The 15,501-nt window shown below is 54.4% G+C and carries 14 protein-coding genes; 8 read left to right on the top strand and 6 right to left on the bottom strand.

The features are described from left to right. Positions 1-36 precede the first annotated feature (36 nt). The 5 genes from L579_RS05270 (at position 37) to L579_RS05290 (ending at position 5,232) form a co-directional block, all read left to right on the top strand. Entirely contained in the window at positions 37-852 is an 816-nt protein-coding gene (locus L579_RS05270) for an ABC transporter substrate-binding protein (protein ID WP_021183240.1), read from the top strand. A gap of 23 nt (positions 853-875) precedes the next feature. After that, positions 876-2,384 (top strand): amino acid ABC transporter permease/ATP-binding protein, encoded by a 1,509-nt coding sequence (locus L579_RS05275; RefSeq protein WP_021183241.1) that lies wholly within the window; start codon positions 876-878, stop codon positions 2,382-2,384. Between the two features lie 9 nt (positions 2,385-2,393). Beyond that, entirely contained in the window at positions 2,394-3,116 is a 723-nt protein-coding gene (locus tag L579_RS05280; protein WP_021183242.1) for a GntR family transcriptional regulator, read from the top strand. Further along, positions 3,116-3,952 carry an urea carboxylase-associated family protein gene (locus L579_RS05285; RefSeq protein WP_021183243.1) on the top strand — a complete coding sequence of 279 codons (837 nt, stop codon included), beginning with the start codon at positions 3,116-3,118 and terminating at the stop codon, positions 3,950-3,952. The genes L579_RS05280 and L579_RS05285 overlap by 1 nt, the downstream gene beginning before the upstream one ends. Positions 3,953-4,338: 386 nt before the next feature. Next, positions 4,339-5,232, top strand: a complete 894-nt coding sequence (locus L579_RS05290) for a hypothetical protein (RefSeq protein ID WP_021183244.1) — start codon at positions 4,339-4,341, stop codon at positions 5,230-5,232. Positions 5,233-5,284: 52 nt separating this feature from the next. Here L579_RS05290 and L579_RS05295 read toward each other — a convergent pair whose 3' ends face one another. The 6 genes from L579_RS05295 to L579_RS05320 form a co-directional block, all read right to left on the bottom strand. After that, positions 5,285-5,644 carry a cupin domain-containing protein gene (locus L579_RS05295; protein WP_021183245.1) on the bottom strand — a complete coding sequence of 120 codons (360 nt, stop codon included), beginning with the start codon at positions 5,642-5,644 and terminating at the stop codon, positions 5,285-5,287. Positions 5,645-5,829: 185 nt separating this feature from the next. Continuing rightward, entirely contained in the window at positions 5,830-6,513 is a 684-nt protein-coding gene (locus L579_RS05300) for a GntR family transcriptional regulator (protein WP_021183246.1), read from the bottom strand. A gap of 45 nt (positions 6,514-6,558) precedes the next feature. After that, positions 6,559-7,974, bottom strand: coding sequence for a dihydropyrimidinase (hydA, locus tag L579_RS05305; RefSeq protein WP_021183247.1), 1,416 nt, complete (start codon positions 7,972-7,974; stop codon positions 6,559-6,561). Then, positions 7,971-8,720, bottom strand: coding sequence for an amino acid ABC transporter permease (locus L579_RS05310; RefSeq protein WP_021183248.1), 750 nt, complete (start codon positions 8,718-8,720; stop codon positions 7,971-7,973). Before L579_RS05310 ends, hydA begins: the two co-directional genes overlap by 4 nt. 17 nt (positions 8,721-8,737) lie before the next feature. Further along, complete coding sequence (locus L579_RS05315) at positions 8,738-9,568, bottom strand: ABC transporter substrate-binding protein (protein ID WP_021183249.1); 831 nt, start codon at positions 9,566-9,568, stop codon at positions 8,738-8,740. A gap of 36 nt (positions 9,569-9,604) precedes the next feature. Continuing rightward, complete coding sequence (locus L579_RS05320; protein ID WP_021183250.1) at positions 9,605-10,501, bottom strand: dihydrodipicolinate synthase family protein; 897 nt, start codon at positions 10,499-10,501, stop codon at positions 9,605-9,607. Between the two features lie 88 nt (positions 10,502-10,589). Between L579_RS05320 and L579_RS05325 the strand changes: the two genes are divergently transcribed. From L579_RS05325 to L579_RS05335, 3 genes are read left to right on the top strand one after another with little or no spacing between them, the layout of a single operon-like run. Further along, positions 10,590-13,547, top strand: coding sequence for an FAD-dependent oxidoreductase (locus L579_RS05325; RefSeq protein ID WP_021183251.1), 2,958 nt, complete (start codon positions 10,590-10,592; stop codon positions 13,545-13,547). Then, entirely contained in the window at positions 13,540-14,772 is a 1,233-nt protein-coding gene (locus L579_RS05330) for a M20/M25/M40 family metallo-hydrolase (RefSeq protein WP_021183252.1), read from the top strand. The genes L579_RS05325 and L579_RS05330 overlap by 8 nt, the downstream gene beginning before the upstream one ends. Beyond that, on the top strand, positions 14,769-15,497 hold the full coding sequence (locus L579_RS05335) for an amino acid ABC transporter ATP-binding protein (protein ID WP_021183253.1): 729 nt from the start codon (positions 14,769-14,771) through the stop codon (positions 15,495-15,497). Before L579_RS05330 ends, L579_RS05335 begins: the two co-directional genes overlap by 4 nt. Positions 15,498-15,501: the final 4 nt, after the last annotated feature.

The following is a 15,501-nucleotide window of genomic DNA, read 5'->3' on the forward strand; positions in this document are numbered from 1 at the left end:
AATCATTGTTGAACAAACAACACCAGAGGCTCCACTATGAAAACGATGTTACGCATGGCCTGTCTTGCCGCACCTGTGTTTTTCAGCGTGGCCCAGGCTGCCACCCTTGTGCCCGGTAGTCTGACCATTGGCTCTGACCTGACGTATCCGCCGTATAACTTCCTCAAACAGGATAAACCAGCGGGCTTTGATGCCGAGTTTATTGACCTGATCGCCTCACCGATGAAGCTCAAGCCGGTGGTGAAGGACACCCGTTTTGCCAGCCTGATCCTCGGTCTGAAAAGCAACAAATTCGACGTCGTGGCTTCCACGCTTTACGTCACACCTGAACGGGCGCAGCAGGTGGATTTCCTGCCGTATATGAAGACCGGGGGTTCGCTGCTGGTGACCGCCAGCTCCAGTTTTGCTCCGCAGAAACCGGAAGATCTGTGCGGTAAGCGGGTGGCATCGATCAAAGGCGGAGCCTGGATCGCCCGGTTGAATAAGGTGTCTGTTGACTACTGTCAGCCTAAAGGGCTGGGGGCTATTTCGGTACGTGAATTCCCGACCTCGCCGGAAGCCACTCAGGCGTTGCTGTCAGCCGCGGTGGATGTGCAGTACGAAGATGCTGCCGTCGCCAAAGCCACCGTCGAAAAAACCGGTAACCGCCTGAAAATCTCTTCTCAGCAGATGATTTATCCCGTGGTGGTGGGACTGGCGGTGAATAAAGACAATCCACAGCTGTTAAGCGCGCTGAAAGCCTCGTTTGCACAGAAGGTGAGCGACGGTAGCTATCGGGCGCTGTTGCAGAAATACAACCTGCAAATGCCGGATGCCGATGAAAGCGCCAAAGCGCTGGCAGGCACGCTGTAACAAGGGTTAGCACTGGAGGAAGCATGCAATTTGACTGGCCTTACCTGATAAGTTTATTTCACTACGCAGACTTCTGGCGGGCCAGTTGGCTGGTGGTACAACTCAGTGTGCTGACCTGGTTAGGCGGAATCGTGCTGGGGCTGGGAGTCGCGCTGGCAAAACAGTCGCGCAATGCCGTGCTGCGTAACGCCGCTGCCTGTTACATCTGGCTGTTCCGCAGTTTGCCACTGTTGGTGCTGCTGATTTTTATCTTTAACCTGCCGCAAATTTTCCCGGCAACCAGCGGCGTGCTTTCTAACCCATTCGCCGCCGGTTTGCTGGCGTTGATTATCAGCGAAACCGCTTATATCGCTGAGATTCACCGTGGCGGCTTGCTGTCCGTGCAGCGCGGGCAGTTTGAAGCGGGCAGGGCGTTAGGACTCAACAACGCCCAGATCCGTTTGAGCATCATCATTCCCCAGGCGCTACGCATCTCACTGCCAACGCTGGTGAACGAGTTTATCACCATCGTGAAGATGACCTCGTTGGTGTCGGTGATCTCGCTGTCAGAAATTCTGATGGTGGGTGAGCGTCTGTATACCGACAACTTCAAGGTGATGGAAACGCTGCTGGCGGTGGCCTGTTACTACGTTCTGATTGTCACCCTGTTCGAACGGCTGTTCGGCTGGCTGGAGCGTCGTTGGGATGTGCAGAATCGCACCCCGGCAGCCTTTGATGTCGCCCAGGCCAGAGCCCGTTTACCGGCACCGCAGGTGCAGACACGTAAAAGCCATAGCGCGTCAGCCAAACCGATTCTGCAATTAACCGGCCTGAGTAAAGCCTTTAATGGCAAGACGGTGCTGCGGGATATCAACCTTAGCGTCCAGCCCGGCGAAGTGATCTCAATTATCGGTCCTTCAGGCTCCGGCAAAACCACCCTGATCCGCATGGTCAATGGTCTGGAGACGATGGACCAGGGCAGCGTTGAACTGCTGGGGCAAGAATTTATCCGTGCCGGTCAGCGTGAAAATGCCTTGCCATATCGGGCGCAGATCACCCGACTTGGCATGGTATTCCAGGGCTTCAATCTGTTCCCGCACAAAACGGTGCTGGAGAACCTGATGTTGGCTCCGCGTCTGCACAACCTCGATAGCCGTGAAGATCTGCATCAACGCAGTCTGGCGATGCTGGATAAAGTCGGCATGCTGGAGCATGCCACCAAATATCCGCATCAGTTATCCGGCGGCCAGCAGCAGCGAGTGGCGATTGCCCGTACTCTGGTGATGAAACCGGCGGTGGTGTTATTTGATGAGCCGACCTCCGCGCTGGACCCGGAGCGCGTCAGCGAAGTGTTGCAGGTGATTGAAAAGCTGGCAGAGGAGGGGATTACCATGCTGATCGTCACCCATGAGATGAAGTTTGCTTTTGCCATTTCCGATCGTGTGGTGTTTATGGAGCAAGGGCGCATTGAAATTGACGCTTCACCGGCTGAGATTCGTCAAATGCGCGATCACCGCATCTTCCGTTTTATTGACGATATGGCCACGGCCTGAGGGCAAAGCATGAAAGGTTCTGCCGGAGAAACCCGCACCTTAACCATTGAAATTCCAGAACATCTTGATTTGTCGGGTTTGCCTGCTTTTGAGCGGATTTCGATTTTGCTGCGAGAAAATATCATCAGCGGCAACCTGGTTGCGGGACAGGCATTGGCGGAGATCGAACTGGCGGCATTATGCGATAGCTCGCGTAACACGCTCCGCGAAGCGCTGCGCTTTTTACATGGCGAAGGGCTGGTGAATTATCACCAGAATCGCGGGGTGTTTGTTCGTCAGCTCGATAAGCGCGATGTGCGTGACATTTTCAAGGCGCGTCGTCATCTCGAGGTGCTGGCGCTGACGGTTAACAGCCCGATCAGTGATTTTCACCTGGCGCGTATGGCGCAGCATCTGGATAACGCCGCCCAAGCTGCGGCGAATGAGGCGTGGCGCAGCGTCGGTACCCACAGTCTGCGTTTTCATCAAAGCATCGTGCAGATGCTGGGTTGTGCGCGTTTTAATGATTTTTTCAGCGTGCTGCTGGCGCAATTACGTCTGCTGTTTTGCAGCGGAGCCGGCGAACGTGACTTTCAGTTGCCGTGGATTGCGCGTGACCGCGAAATCCTGGCATTACTGAGCCAACAACAAAGTGAGGCGGCGTGTCGTGCGCTGATTGACTATCTCGATTACTCGGAGCGTCAACTGACTGCCACCTTCAGCCATCCTCTTTCTCAAGGAGAATCATACTGATGTCGAATTATCCTGCCGCTTATCAGAGCACATCCGGCTCTGCACTGGATGTTGATCGCGCGTTTTATCAGGCGCTGGCCGAAGGGCCACGCGAGTTGACCGCATCCCATTTGATCCCGATCCGTACGGGTTTTGCCTGGGAAGTCCCGGCCGGGCATCTGTTCCGTATCACCACGCCAGAAGGCCCGCAGGTAGGGGATTTGAATATCTGGAACCGCCGCGATCCGCGTGAAAGAATGTGGGTTTCCCGTACACGCCAGCTACAACGGGCGCATCTTTCTACTTATGATCGTCTGTGGTCAAACTTGCCGTTTATCCGGCCTATGGCGACCATTACCGCAGATTCACTGGCGGATTATGGTATCGATAACGACGGTGGGCGCGTGCATGATCTGCTGGGCACGCGTTGCGATCCTTATGTTAACAAGCTGCTGACCGGTGAGGATTTTGATTTCCATTGTCATTCAAACCTGGTGCGTGCCGTGCAGCCGTGGGGGCTGACGGAATTTGATGTTCATGATGTGATGAACGTTTTCCAGTGCACCGGTCTGAATGATGATGACCAATATTTTATGAAAGCCTGTCCGGCGCAGAAAGGCGACTACCTTGAGTTCTTTGCCGAGATCGATCTGTTATGCGCGCTGTCAACCTGTCCGGGTGGCGATCTGTCATTGCCAATGTGGGGTGATGAAGCAGAGGATACGCTGAAAGTGTGCCGTCCGTTGGGGGTAGAAATCTATAAACCGCAGGAAGCGTTACTGGCAAACTGGAAGCCATCAGAATCGCCGAATTACCAGGGTAATCATGGTATGCAGTTGAAGCCGGTGAGCTGGTAATTGCCACAAGCAAGAGCCAGCCGCGGGGGCTGGTTCTTAACATAATCTGAATTTCTGGTCTGGGGATAGAATTACGATTAATGGCGCATAATGTATATTATGTTAAATACGATATCCGGCTAACCCCGCAACACCACCCCATCCCGTAACGGCGCGATTTATCGCGCGGATTTTACGTCACCACCGCTGGATGATGCGCGATGAATCGCGTCGCTACGCAAAATCTCCCGCCCAATCCCTATGCGCTTCTCTCAGAATTCACGTAGCGACGCCTGATCTAAACCTTATATCTCATCACTTCCCTGATATTTTTCTGAACGGCAATGGAGACAACTCATCCTCATGCTATGTTTTCATGTCTCTACATAAACCAATGGAGAAAAATAATGAGGTCATCATTTCAATTCCTCCTGATGCCCCTTTTGGCTGTTACACGTATTGCCAGTCAGCCCAATGAGAATAATGATGGCAATATGGTTTCATCTATGAAGTTTATAAATAATGATCGTGGTAACAGCATGGTGTCTAATCAGGGCGTGGCTTCCTGCTCCACATCATATTCCGAATTTATTAAGTCTTTTGGTATACCCCAGGATGTTTGCGAACAAAACATTAAAACCACCCAGGAATGGGTGTCGCGTAAAGAGTCAGCAAAAGTTGACGCAACGTCAGGCATCCTGAAAAAAGCCAATAAGATAGTAGAAAATGAGATAACGCAGCGCTGCACCAGGTCAACAAAAAATGAAAGGGATGTCTTAACCACCGCAATGCGACATAAGACAATAGCCTGCGATATCTTACGGGAAATCATTAGCGAAATAAAAAACGTCAGACTCACCAACGTCAGGCTTCCTGACGGGGAAATTGTAAATGCCAGTCCGGACTTAAAAAGCATCTCATTCGAAAGATGTTTCAACACCTCAGGCGATGAAATTAATAATAAAATACTGGAATGCAGGAAATACCTTCAGACATTCAAAGCGAATAATAAGTATGGCGACCAGTCCATCGTAAAACAAAACAATGTTTTCATAAATAATATTATCGATGACCTTGATTTATTGTCGAATCTATTTCGACAAGTTGAGAGTAAGGAGGCGGATATCGTGAGCAATTTACAGAGGCATTGCAACAGTGAAAGATTTAGTCCCGTCTGGGATCAATTCGACGCGGCGACACTCACGCTTAACAAGCTAAATAAGGTTGTTACCCAACTGGAAGAGAATCTCCAGTCGTTAAACACCCTCGTCATCCCACCTCCTGGCCCAATACGTGCGTAATCCCCTCGCCCACTTCCGGCGCGATCAATCGCGCCGTTACCCATCAGCGCAATTACGCAGTAGCATCAAAAATCACATACAACTTACGCATTGGCGTCTCCATCACCCAGGTGCCCTGCGTGTTGGCTTCAAAGAAAAAGCTGTCGCCCGGTTTGAAGGTTAAAGTAGCCTCACCGTCTGGCGTAAAGCTGCCAATCCCTTCGAGGAAATGCATGACCTCCGCCTGTTTCACGCCACGGCGATAACTTCCCGCGGTGCAGGCAAAGATGCCGCAATCAATGTCTTCCTTACCAGCAATCACCGTCTGAATACCGGAAAGCTGAATGGCGGCAGTGCCGGGTAAACCCTCAACGCTGCCCCAATCTTCCAACTGTTTAATGGACGCTGGCTGCGTTAATTTTTGCACTTTCATATAAAAAATTTCCTCATTTTCAACTTGTTAGGCTGAAGTCAGCTTAAACAATGCATGCGCGAAATGGCGGCAGTTTTCACGCGCCAGAAGAAACTTTTGGGTGTAAAACCGCAGGGGTTTAGCAGAAACTTTTGTCAGGCGACAAAAAAGTCATAGCCCTCGAGCTATGACTTTATCAATGACGTTTACAGCGAAGAGATTACGTCAGTGCGCAGGTTAATGATGTGCTTACGAATTGAAGCGAGGCTTTTTTCCCGGTCGCCCTCACGCATGGCATTCAACAGATCAAGGTGCTCAGCGTGATTTTCCTGCTGCCGGTGCAACGGGCTGTGCAGACGAAACAGACGCACGTTAACCCGCAATCCCTTCAATACCTGCGCCAGCACCAGATTGCCGCTGGCTTCGGCAATGGTGTTATGCAGCTTTTCATCGAAGCGCCAGTAAAGATGCTCCTGCTCAGTTTCGCTGGCGATCAACTCCTGCAACTCTTTAATCAGGTTGTCGAGGGTGGCGGCACTGATTTTGTCCAGCGCCTTACCCACCGCCTCTGCCTCCAGCACCTCACGCAGCGCCATAGTATCCAGATACTCTTTGATATCGATGGTGCGCACGGTATAAGAACGGGCACCGCGGCGTTCCAGCAGATTTTCACCTGCCAGGCGCACCAGTGCCTCACGCATCGGCGTGCGGGATACCTGTAACTCTTCCGCCAGGCGCGACTCCAGCATTTCACTGCTGCCAGGGATCTTACGCTCCAGAATTAACTCTTTCAGCAATGCATAAACCTGTTCAGACAGACTGGCTGATTTCATATACAACGGCTTCGCAGCCATAATCGCAGCAAGAGTATGATCCTGATAGTCGGTCATCTTTATGCAGTTTCCAGGAGTAAAATTGGGTGTGAGTTTACCGGATTATCCTCTCACAGGGAAAGGCACCGCGCAGGGCAGAAACGCCCCACTGCCCGCTCTGCCGTGATATTGCCCTTCTGACCAGACTTTTTCACCGCGCGAAAGCGTGATGGCGGGCCACGCCTGCACCCGTTTGCCTTCATACGGGGTGTGATCAGCATTGGTATGCAAATCATTGTTAGTAATGGTTTTATCGAGATCGGTATCCCAGATAACCAGGTCCGCATCTGAACCCACCGCGATGCTGCCTTTCTGCGGATAAAGTCCGTAGAGTTTTGCCGGTGCGGTGGCGGTCAAATCGACAAAACGCTGTGCCGAGATACGGTTTTGCAACACGCCTTCACTCATCAACAGCGGCAAACGCGTTTCCAGCCCGGCAATACCGTTCGGCACCAGGGCGAAAGAGGCATTGTCGCCGTGTAATTTCTTGCCGCGAGGATCATCAAAATTAAACGGGCAATGATCCGAGGAAAAAATGGTAAAGGTGCCGTTGGCTAAGGCATTCCACACCGCCTTCTGGCTATCGGTATCCCGCGGCGGCGGGCTACAAATGCATTTCGCGCCGTGGAAACTGTCATCAATACCGAGATCTTCAGCGGTCAGAAACAAATATTGCGGGCAGGTTTCCGAGAAAATATTGATGCCCTGACCCCGCGCCCAGTAAATCTGTTCTATGGCGGCACGGCTTGATACATGAACCAACAGAATTGGCACATCAACCAACTCCGCCAGAGAAATTGCGCGGTGCGTCGCTTCGCGCTCACCAATGGGCGAATGCGCCAGCGCATGATAACGCGGTGCAGTTTTCCCCTGTTTTTTCAGGCGTTCCGTCAGCCAACTAATGCAATCATCATTCTCTGCGTGAATCATCGAAATCGCACCCGCCTCGCGTGCGGCTTCCAGCACATTGAGGATGTGATGATCGGTCAGTTTTAACGCGTCATACGTCATATAAATCTTGAACGAGGTATAACCCTGCGCAATCACTTCCGGGATCTCGTCAATCACCGCCTGGCTGGCATCGGTAATAATGACGTGGAACGCATAATCGATACTGGCTTTGCCTTCCGCCCGTTGATGATAATCGGCGATCGCCTGCTTCAGGCTCTGCCCCTTAAACTGCATAGCGAACGGAATGATGGTGGTGGTGCCGCCACAGGCTGCTGAACGGGTACCGCTGATAAAGTCATCGGCCCCCACCGAGCCATCGGTGGAAGGTTGGTCGAGATGGCAATGGGCATCGACACCCCCTGGCGTCACCATGCGGCCTTCAGCATCAATCACCTGCTCTGCCTGCGCGGCATCCAGCTCAGCCGCGATCACGCTGATGCGACCATTATTGATCCCAATATCACCGCGATAGCGATCGGCTGCCGTCACGATATCGGCATTTTTCACAATCAGATCAAAGGATTTCATGGCTGCGTCTCCCTGGTGTAAGCGCTGGACACTTCTTTAAAGCTCGGCTGTGCCGGTTCACTGGTGTGGGTGGCACTCTGGTAGGCTTTGGCGTAATGACGTTCGATCTTGCGCTGAATAAAGTCCCACAAGGTGGTGAGGAGCAGGTAATAGGTGGCGGCAACCATAAATAGCTCCAGCACCATGAACTGTTCCTGCATCAGGATTTGCGTACGACGTAACAACTCCTCCACGGAAATCACCGAGGCAATCGAGGTGGTTTTCAGTAACCCGTTAAAACTGTTCCCTAAAGAGGGCAGAATTAAGCGCATGGTTTGCGGGAAAATCACATAGCGCGCCACATTCAGATGGTTAAAACCAAGCGCTTTGGCAGCATTGATTTGCCCTTTCGGCAACGCCTGCACACCACCGCGAATGATCTCCGCCAGGTAAGCGGCTTCATTCAATACCAGGCCCATCACCACCGCCTCAATCACGCCAAAGCGGATACCGATTTGTGGCAGGCCGGTATAGATAATAATCAGCTGCACCAGTAACGGCGTGCCGCGAAAAACCCAGATATAAGCCCGTGCGATCTGATTAATCCAGGACCAGGGCGAGAGCCGGGCAAAGGCCAGTAATATTCCCAGTACCAGCCCGCCAGCCATACCCGCCAGGGTTAACAGGACGGTGTTCACCGCCCCCATGAAAATGAAATAGTTGGTGAGATAATGGAAGTACCCTTCCCAGCTCCAGCCCTGAATCATAATGAAATTTCCTTCGCTTAAGAGTTAGGACCCTGAACACTAAAGGTTCCGGTGATCATCTTCGCGCCATACTTATTAAACAGCGCAGGTAAGCTGCCATCGGCATTCATCTGGTTCAGCACTTTGGCGGTGGCGTCAGCCAGATGGGCATCTTTAAAGGCGATGGCCACCGGCGTGGGTTCGAGGCCAGAGAGCACCTGTTTGAACATGCCTTTGTGCTGATAATCGGCTGCGACTGCATCGATACTGATCACCGCGCTCACCTGTTGTGCACGCAATGCCTGGAACGCCACGGTAAAGTTATCGAAGGTATGGATATCTACCGGTTTCAGGCCTTTCGCTTCCAGTTCTTTGCTGATCTTACGGATGGTAGTCTCTTCAAAGCCGCCGATTTCTACCCCGACGCTTTTACCTGCCAGATCTTCAACCTTCTGGATCTTGCCGCTATCGGCTGGTGCCACCGAAACGCTGATGGCCTGGCTTTCATACGGGATCATGTACATCATTTTGGCGCGCGCCGGGGTGAAGAAAATGCCGGTGTTGATCATGTCCCAGCGGCCACCCTGCAAACCGGGCACCATTGCGGAGAATTCGATGCGGGTATAGTCAGGTTTCAGGCACAGGCGCTTGGCAATCTCCTCGCCCAGCTCAATACGCATTCCTTTTAATTGTCCTTCACCGTCAACATATTGCAGTGGCGGTAGTGTCGGGTTGGTGGACATTTTTAACTCACCCGCGGTCACCAGCGTTGCGCCCTGCACCGGGGTACAGGCGGCAAAACTGGTCTGTGCAAACAGGCTACCGGTCAGAAGAGACGCAGCCGCAATCAGGGTTAATTTCGCGTTCATTTACATTCTCCGAATAAGTAACAATCAGGCCGGTTATCAGTGCTTGAAGCTGTTCAGCACGTTGAGTTTTTCTAATTCATGTCGCAGCACCTGTTCCAGGTTGCTGGCGAGCGGCAGACGTGGAGCGCGCGGGATCCCCACCTCCAGTCCCATCATCGCCAGACCCGCTTTGCTGGCGGCCACGTAATGTGGCCCGCCAACGGCACGCACCACGGGCAGAATTTTGTGGTACAGCGCCAGCGCTTCATTGCGGTCAAGACGATCGCACGCGGCTTCAAACATCTGTGCGCATTGCGCCGGTAACAGGTTGGACGCCACCGCCACCCAGCCGCAGGCACCCAGCCAGAAAGATTCGTAACCCAGAATGCCCGCGAAAACGTTCATGCGATCGCCGCACAGTTCGATGATGTCGCGTACACGCGTCACCTCAAGGGTGGATTCCTTGATGTAGCTGACGGTGTCGATTTCCGATAAACGCGCCACGGTTTTCGGCAGCAGATCGACATTGGCGGTGGCCGGGTTGTTGTAAATCATGATCGGAATCGAGATGGCCTCACCCACGGCACGATAATGGGCAAACAACTCATCTTCGTTCGGGCAGCTATAAAACGGCGGGATAATCATCACGCCATCCGCGCCCATCGCTTCGGCTTCTTTACTCAATTCAACGCATTCCGGCGTCCATTCTGCGCCAGTACCCATCAACACCGGCACACGCCCTCTGGCGGTGCGAATCACCGTTTCGGTGACCAGTTGTCGTTCCTCACGCGTCATGGATAAAAATTCACCGGTACTGCCCAGCGGGATAAGCCCATGAATTCCTTGTTCAATTTGCCAATCGACTAATTTTTCCAGGGCTGGCACGTCAATTGCTAAACCATCCTGAGTAAAGGGGGTAATCAACACCGTATAAGTACCGCGAAACGCTGCCATATTGAGTTCCTTAAGAAAATACTTGATGCATACCGTTTGTATACCGTATACATACTGTATACACAAGCGTTGCTGGATCACAAGCGTTATGGAACTCAAATCACCAAATATCACTCCTGCGGGCGACCGCCTGACCATCTGGTTTGATGGCAAAGCCGTACCGGCGCTGCCTGACGAAACCATTGCCGCTGCCCTTGCGCGGCAAAATATTGTGGCAATCCGCGAGGAAACACCGGGCGAAAAACGCGGCTTATGGTGTGGCATGGGGGCGTGCTACGAATGCGTGGTACAGGTGGATGGCAAAGGATCGCAACGCAGTTGCATGACGTTAGTGCAGGACGGTATGCAGGTGCACAGCCAGCGCGCCGACCAACCCCCGGCCATTCCTCTGACATCGGTGCCAGACAACATCGCACCGGAAACACGCGAGTACGATTTGCTGGTGCTGGGTGCCGGACCCGCCGGACTTTCAGCCGCCCGCGTCGCGGCCAGTGCGGGTGCAACGGTGCTGGTGATTGATGAGCGACCACAAAGCGGCGGCCAGTTTTTTAAACCGCTGGCCCCTTCTCATACCTTGCACGGCAAAGCGCCGCAGCAGTGGCGTGATGGCGAGCAGTTATTGTCAGCAACCCTGGCCGCCGGGGTTGAGATCCTGCAACAGGCCACGGTCTGGGCCGCCTTCTCCGCACAGGAAATTGGGGTTATCTGGCGTGACACGTCATTATTGATTCGCCCGAAGCAATTGATTATCGCTACCGGTGCGTATGAACGCCCGGTGCCCTTTCCCGGCTGGACTTTGCCTGGGGTGATGACCACCGGCGCAGGTCAGACGCTGGCAAAAGCTTATCGGGTGATCCCCGGCGAAAAAGTGGTGGTAAGTGGCAACGGGCCGCTGAATCTCCAGTTTGCCGCTGAACTGGTTGCCAGCGAAGGTCAGGTGGTTGAGGTGCTGGAACGCGCAGCAAAACCTGGCATCCGCTTGCTGCGCCAGATCCTCACCATGACCAAAGTAGCCCCTGAGTTGTTGCTCAAGGGCCAGCACTATCTCTCCATCCTGAAGAAAAACCGCGTGCCGGTAAGCTGGGGTTATGAAGTGGTTGCCGCACACGGGCAGGATCGCCTCGAACGCATCACCGTGATGCAGGTGGATGCAGCCGGGCAACGCATTCCCGGCTCCAGTCGCGAAATCCCGTGCGATGTGCTGTGCCTGGGTCACGGTTTTATTCCCTCCACCGATTTAGCGCGTTCGCTGGGTTGTGAACAGCAACTCGCCAGCACACCTTTCAGCACCCCGACGATCAAAACCGACGCCGAGGGCGCAACCAGCGTGCCCGGCGTGTACGTTGTCGGTGACGGCGCGCGGCTGGGTGGCGCGCAGATTGCCCAGGCTCGCGGTCAGTTGGCCGGTTATCGCGCACTCAGCGCGCTGGGGAAAACGGCGAGCGGCATCGATACGCATAAGTTGAAAAAACAGGTTGCCCGTGCCGAATCATTCCAGCAGGCATTGTGGCAGGTTTACCAGGCACCGCCGGTCAGTCTGCAAGCGCAGCCCGATGAGACGGTGATTTGCCGTTGTGAAAATATCACCCTTGGCCGTTTACGCAGCGCGATCCGTCAGGGTATCGACACGCCCGCCGCGCTGAAACGTAACCTGCGCGTCGGGATGGGGTTATGCCAGGGGCGCACCTGCGCCGGGATGGTGGCGCAACTGGTGAGCGAAATGACCGAGCGTCACCACCACACCGCCGGGTTTTATGCCCCGCGCTTCCCGGTCCGTCCGGTGCCGATCGCCGCGCTGACGTTTGAGAAACAGGAATGGGGCGGCCACAAACCGGCTATCACCCCTAACCTGGCGCGCCCGGTCGAAAATTCACCAATAGCGCCGCAAAAAACGGATGTGCTGGTGATCGGCGGCGGCGTCATGGGCAATTGTCTTGGCTATTACCTTGCCGCTGGCGGCGCGGATACCCTGGTGGTGGAGCGCGACGACATCAATTTACAGGCTTCCGGCGCCAACGCGGGCAGCCTGCATGTCCAGCTGCTGTCGTTTGATTTTGGTGCCAAAGCCGAGCAAGGCGGTGGTCCCGCTGCGCAAACGCTGCCACTTGGGCCGCTCTCGGTGCGGCTGTGGCAGGAACTGGAAGCGGCGAGCGGTGAGTCGCTGGAGATCAAAATCACCGGTGGTCTGATGGTGGCGGAAACCGCGCAGGAGATGCGTTTTCTTGAGCAGAAGATCGCGCTGGAACGCCGCTTTGGCATCGACGCGACGCTGCTGGATGCCAGTGAACTGGCACGGCTTTCCCCTCACCTTTCCCCGCAGCTGATCGGCGCTGAATTCTGCCCAATGGAGGGCAAAATCAACCCACTGCGCGCCACTTATGTGGTGAACAAACTGGCGCGCGCCCAGGGGGCACGCTTTCAGCGCGGCACCGATGTGACGGCGATTGAACGCATGACGCATGGCGGGTATCGGGTACAGACCAGCCGTGGCGTGATTGAAGCCCAACGCGTGATTAACGCAGCCGGTGCCTGGGCGGCCAAAGTGGGTGAAATGGTTGGCATCAATGTGCCGGTGAAAGGCGCTCCGCTGCAAATGATCGTCACCGAACGTGCCGTGCCGCTGGTCGATCATCTGATTGCCCACGCCGGGCGTCACCTCAGCCTGAAGCAAACCGCCCACGGCAGTTTATTAATTGGCGGCGGCTGGAGCGCGCAATTTAACCCGGCGATGCGCCTGAATCAGCCGTGCCGCGAAAGTATCGAAGGCAATTTATGGGTCGCCAATCGCGTCCTGCCTGCCTTAAGTGGCCTGCATATGGTACGTAGCTGGGCCGGGATGAATATCAATATTGATGGCGCGCCGATCATTGGCGACGTCCCCGGCCTGCCCGGTTTTTACAACGCCGTCACTTCTAATGGTTACACCCTGTCGCCAGTGGTGGCCCACAGTCTGGCGCAGCTCATTTTGCGCGGCAGCAGCGACATCGATCTGTCGCCTTTCCACCTTTCCCGTTTCGATAATCACAGGACCGCAGTCAATGAGTAAACAACGTGTCGCCACATGGATTGAAAGTCACTTCTCCCAACAGGTTGAGATGTTAAAACGTCTGGTGCAGACGCCTTCCGACAACCCACCGGGCGATTGCACCCCACATGCGCTGGTCACCGCGCAGCTACTGCGCGACGTTGGACTGGAGGTTGAAACCTTTACCGTGCCGGATGAGGTGGTACTGGCAGCCGGGATGCGCAGCGCCACTAACCTGATCGTGCGCCATCGTTTCGGACCGGGGCCGACGGTCGCGCTGAATGCGCACGGCGATGTCGTGCCGCCGGGCGGTGGCTGGAGCAAAGATCCTTACGGTGCGGAAATTGAAAATGGCTGGCTGTATGGACGCGGTGCGGCGGTGTCTAAATCGGATATCACCACCTACACCTATGCCTTGCTGGCGTTGATCCACAGCGGGGCGGCGTTAAACGGCACCATCGAACTGCACATCACTTACGATGAGGAGACGGGCGGCGCCACCGGTCCCGGCTGGCTGCTGGAGAATGGCATCAGTAAACCCGATTACGCGGTGTGCGCCGCGCTGAGCTACTTTGTCGTTACCGCACATAATGGGTGTTTGCATCTGGAAATTGCCGTGCAGGGCAAATCCGCCCATGCCGCCTTCCCGTCCAGCGGCTGTGACGCCATTGAAGCCGGTAACCGTTTAATGACCGCGTTGTATCGTTATCGCGACACGCTGGCGGAAAAACATTCGGCGGTAGCGGGTATCGATTCCCCCACGCTGGTGATTGGCCTGGTTGAGGGCGGCATCAACACCAACGTGGTATCAGATAACCTGATGATCCGCCTCGATCGTCGCATTATCCCGGAAGAACAGCCGGAAGCGGTTGAAGCGGAGTTGCTGGCGCTGATTCGCGAGGTGGAACAACAGCTCAGCGGTATCACCTGTGATGTGAAACGTATTTTGCTGGCGCGTCCGTTCACCTCATCGCCTGCCAGTATCGAACTGGCGAACATTTTCAGCCAGCAGGCCGAAGCTATCCTGCAAGAACCGATCCCGTTAGTGGGTCTGCCGCTGTATACCGATGCCCGTCTGTATAGCGCCGCCGGTATTCCCACCATTATGTACGGGGCCGGGCCGCGCAGTTTCCTTGAGGCCAACGGACATCGCGCCGATGAGCGCGTACACCTGGATGATTTACATCGTGCCACGCAGATTGTGGCGAATAGCCTGTTAACCCTTTTGCAGGAGAAATCTGCATGATCGCCATTAATAATCTGTCGAAATATTATGGTCAGTTGCCGGTGTTGAAAAATTGCACCCTCAATATCAAAAAAGGCGAAGTGGTGGTGATTTGCGGCCCGTCCGGTTCCGGTAAATCGACCTTAATTAAATGCATCAATGCGCTGGAACCGTTTCAGCGCGGCGAAATCAATGTTGATGGCATGATGTTAAGTGATAAAAAAACCAATCTCACCAGCCTGCGTCAGCAAGTCGGTATGGTGTTTCAGTCGTTCGAGCTGTTTCCACATATGACGGTGCTGGATAATTTGCTGGTGCCGCAGATGCGGATTTTGAAACGCCAGCGCGCGGAGGCGTTAAATAAGGCCCAGGAATTATTGCAACGCGTCGGACTGGAGCGGCACGGCCACAAATACCCGGCGCAGCTCTCGGGCGGTCAGCAGCAGCGTGTGGCAATTGCCCGCGCGCTGGCGATGAACCCTAAAGTGATGCTGTTTGATGAGCCAACCTCAGCGCTGGACCCGGAAATGGTCGCCGAAGTGCTGGCGGTGATGGCGGAACTGGCGGCGGAAGGCATGACCATGTGTTGTGTCACCCACGAACTGGGCTTTGCGCGTAAAATTGCCGATCGCGTTATCTTTATGGACGGCGGCGAAATTATTGAAGATGCTGAGGCAGAAACCTTCTTCACCGCACCGGTATCACCCCGGGCGAGGAACTTCCTCGATCAAATCATCCAACATTAAATAG

Source organism: Pantoea sp. AS-PWVM4 (assembly GCF_000468095.1).
Classification (GTDB): domain Bacteria; phylum Pseudomonadota; class Gammaproteobacteria; order Enterobacterales; family Enterobacteriaceae; genus Pantoea; species Pantoea phytobeneficialis.

Bases quoted from the DNA above. Each gene is read 5' to 3' on its own strand.
- L579_RS05270 (WP_021183240.1), top strand. From the start codon at position 37: ATGAAAACGATGTTACGCATGGCCTGTCTTGCCGCACCTGTGTTTTTC.
- L579_RS05275 (WP_021183241.1), top strand. From the start codon at position 876: ATGCAATTTGACTGGCCTTACCTGATAAGTTTATTTCACTACGCAGAC.
- L579_RS05280 (WP_021183242.1), top strand. From the start codon at position 2,394: ATGAAAGGTTCTGCCGGAGAAACCCGCACCTTAACCATTGAAATTCCA.
- L579_RS05285 (WP_021183243.1), top strand. From the start codon at position 3,116: ATGTCGAATTATCCTGCCGCTTATCAGAGCACATCCGGCTCTGCACTG.
- L579_RS05290 (WP_021183244.1), top strand. From the start codon at position 4,339: ATGAGGTCATCATTTCAATTCCTCCTGATGCCCCTTTTGGCTGTTACA.
- L579_RS05295 (WP_021183245.1), bottom strand. From the start codon at position 5,644: ATGAAAGTGCAAAAATTAACGCAGCCAGCGTCCATTAAACAGTTGGAA.
- L579_RS05300 (WP_021183246.1), bottom strand. From the start codon at position 6,513: ATGACCGACTATCAGGATCATACTCTTGCTGCGATTATGGCTGCGAAG.
- hydA (WP_021183247.1), bottom strand. From the start codon at position 7,974: ATGAAATCCTTTGATCTGATTGTGAAAAATGCCGATATCGTGACGGCA.
- L579_RS05310 (WP_021183248.1), bottom strand. From the start codon at position 8,720: ATGATTCAGGGCTGGAGCTGGGAAGGGTACTTCCATTATCTCACCAAC.
- L579_RS05315 (WP_021183249.1), bottom strand. From the start codon at position 9,568: ATGAACGCGAAATTAACCCTGATTGCGGCTGCGTCTCTTCTGACCGGT.
- L579_RS05320 (WP_021183250.1), bottom strand. From the start codon at position 10,501: ATGGCAGCGTTTCGCGGTACTTATACGGTGTTGATTACCCCCTTTACT.
- L579_RS05325 (WP_021183251.1), top strand. From the start codon at position 10,590: ATGGAACTCAAATCACCAAATATCACTCCTGCGGGCGACCGCCTGACC.
- L579_RS05330 (WP_021183252.1), top strand. From the start codon at position 13,540: ATGAGTAAACAACGTGTCGCCACATGGATTGAAAGTCACTTCTCCCAA.
- L579_RS05335 (WP_021183253.1), top strand. From the start codon at position 14,769: ATGATCGCCATTAATAATCTGTCGAAATATTATGGTCAGTTGCCGGTG.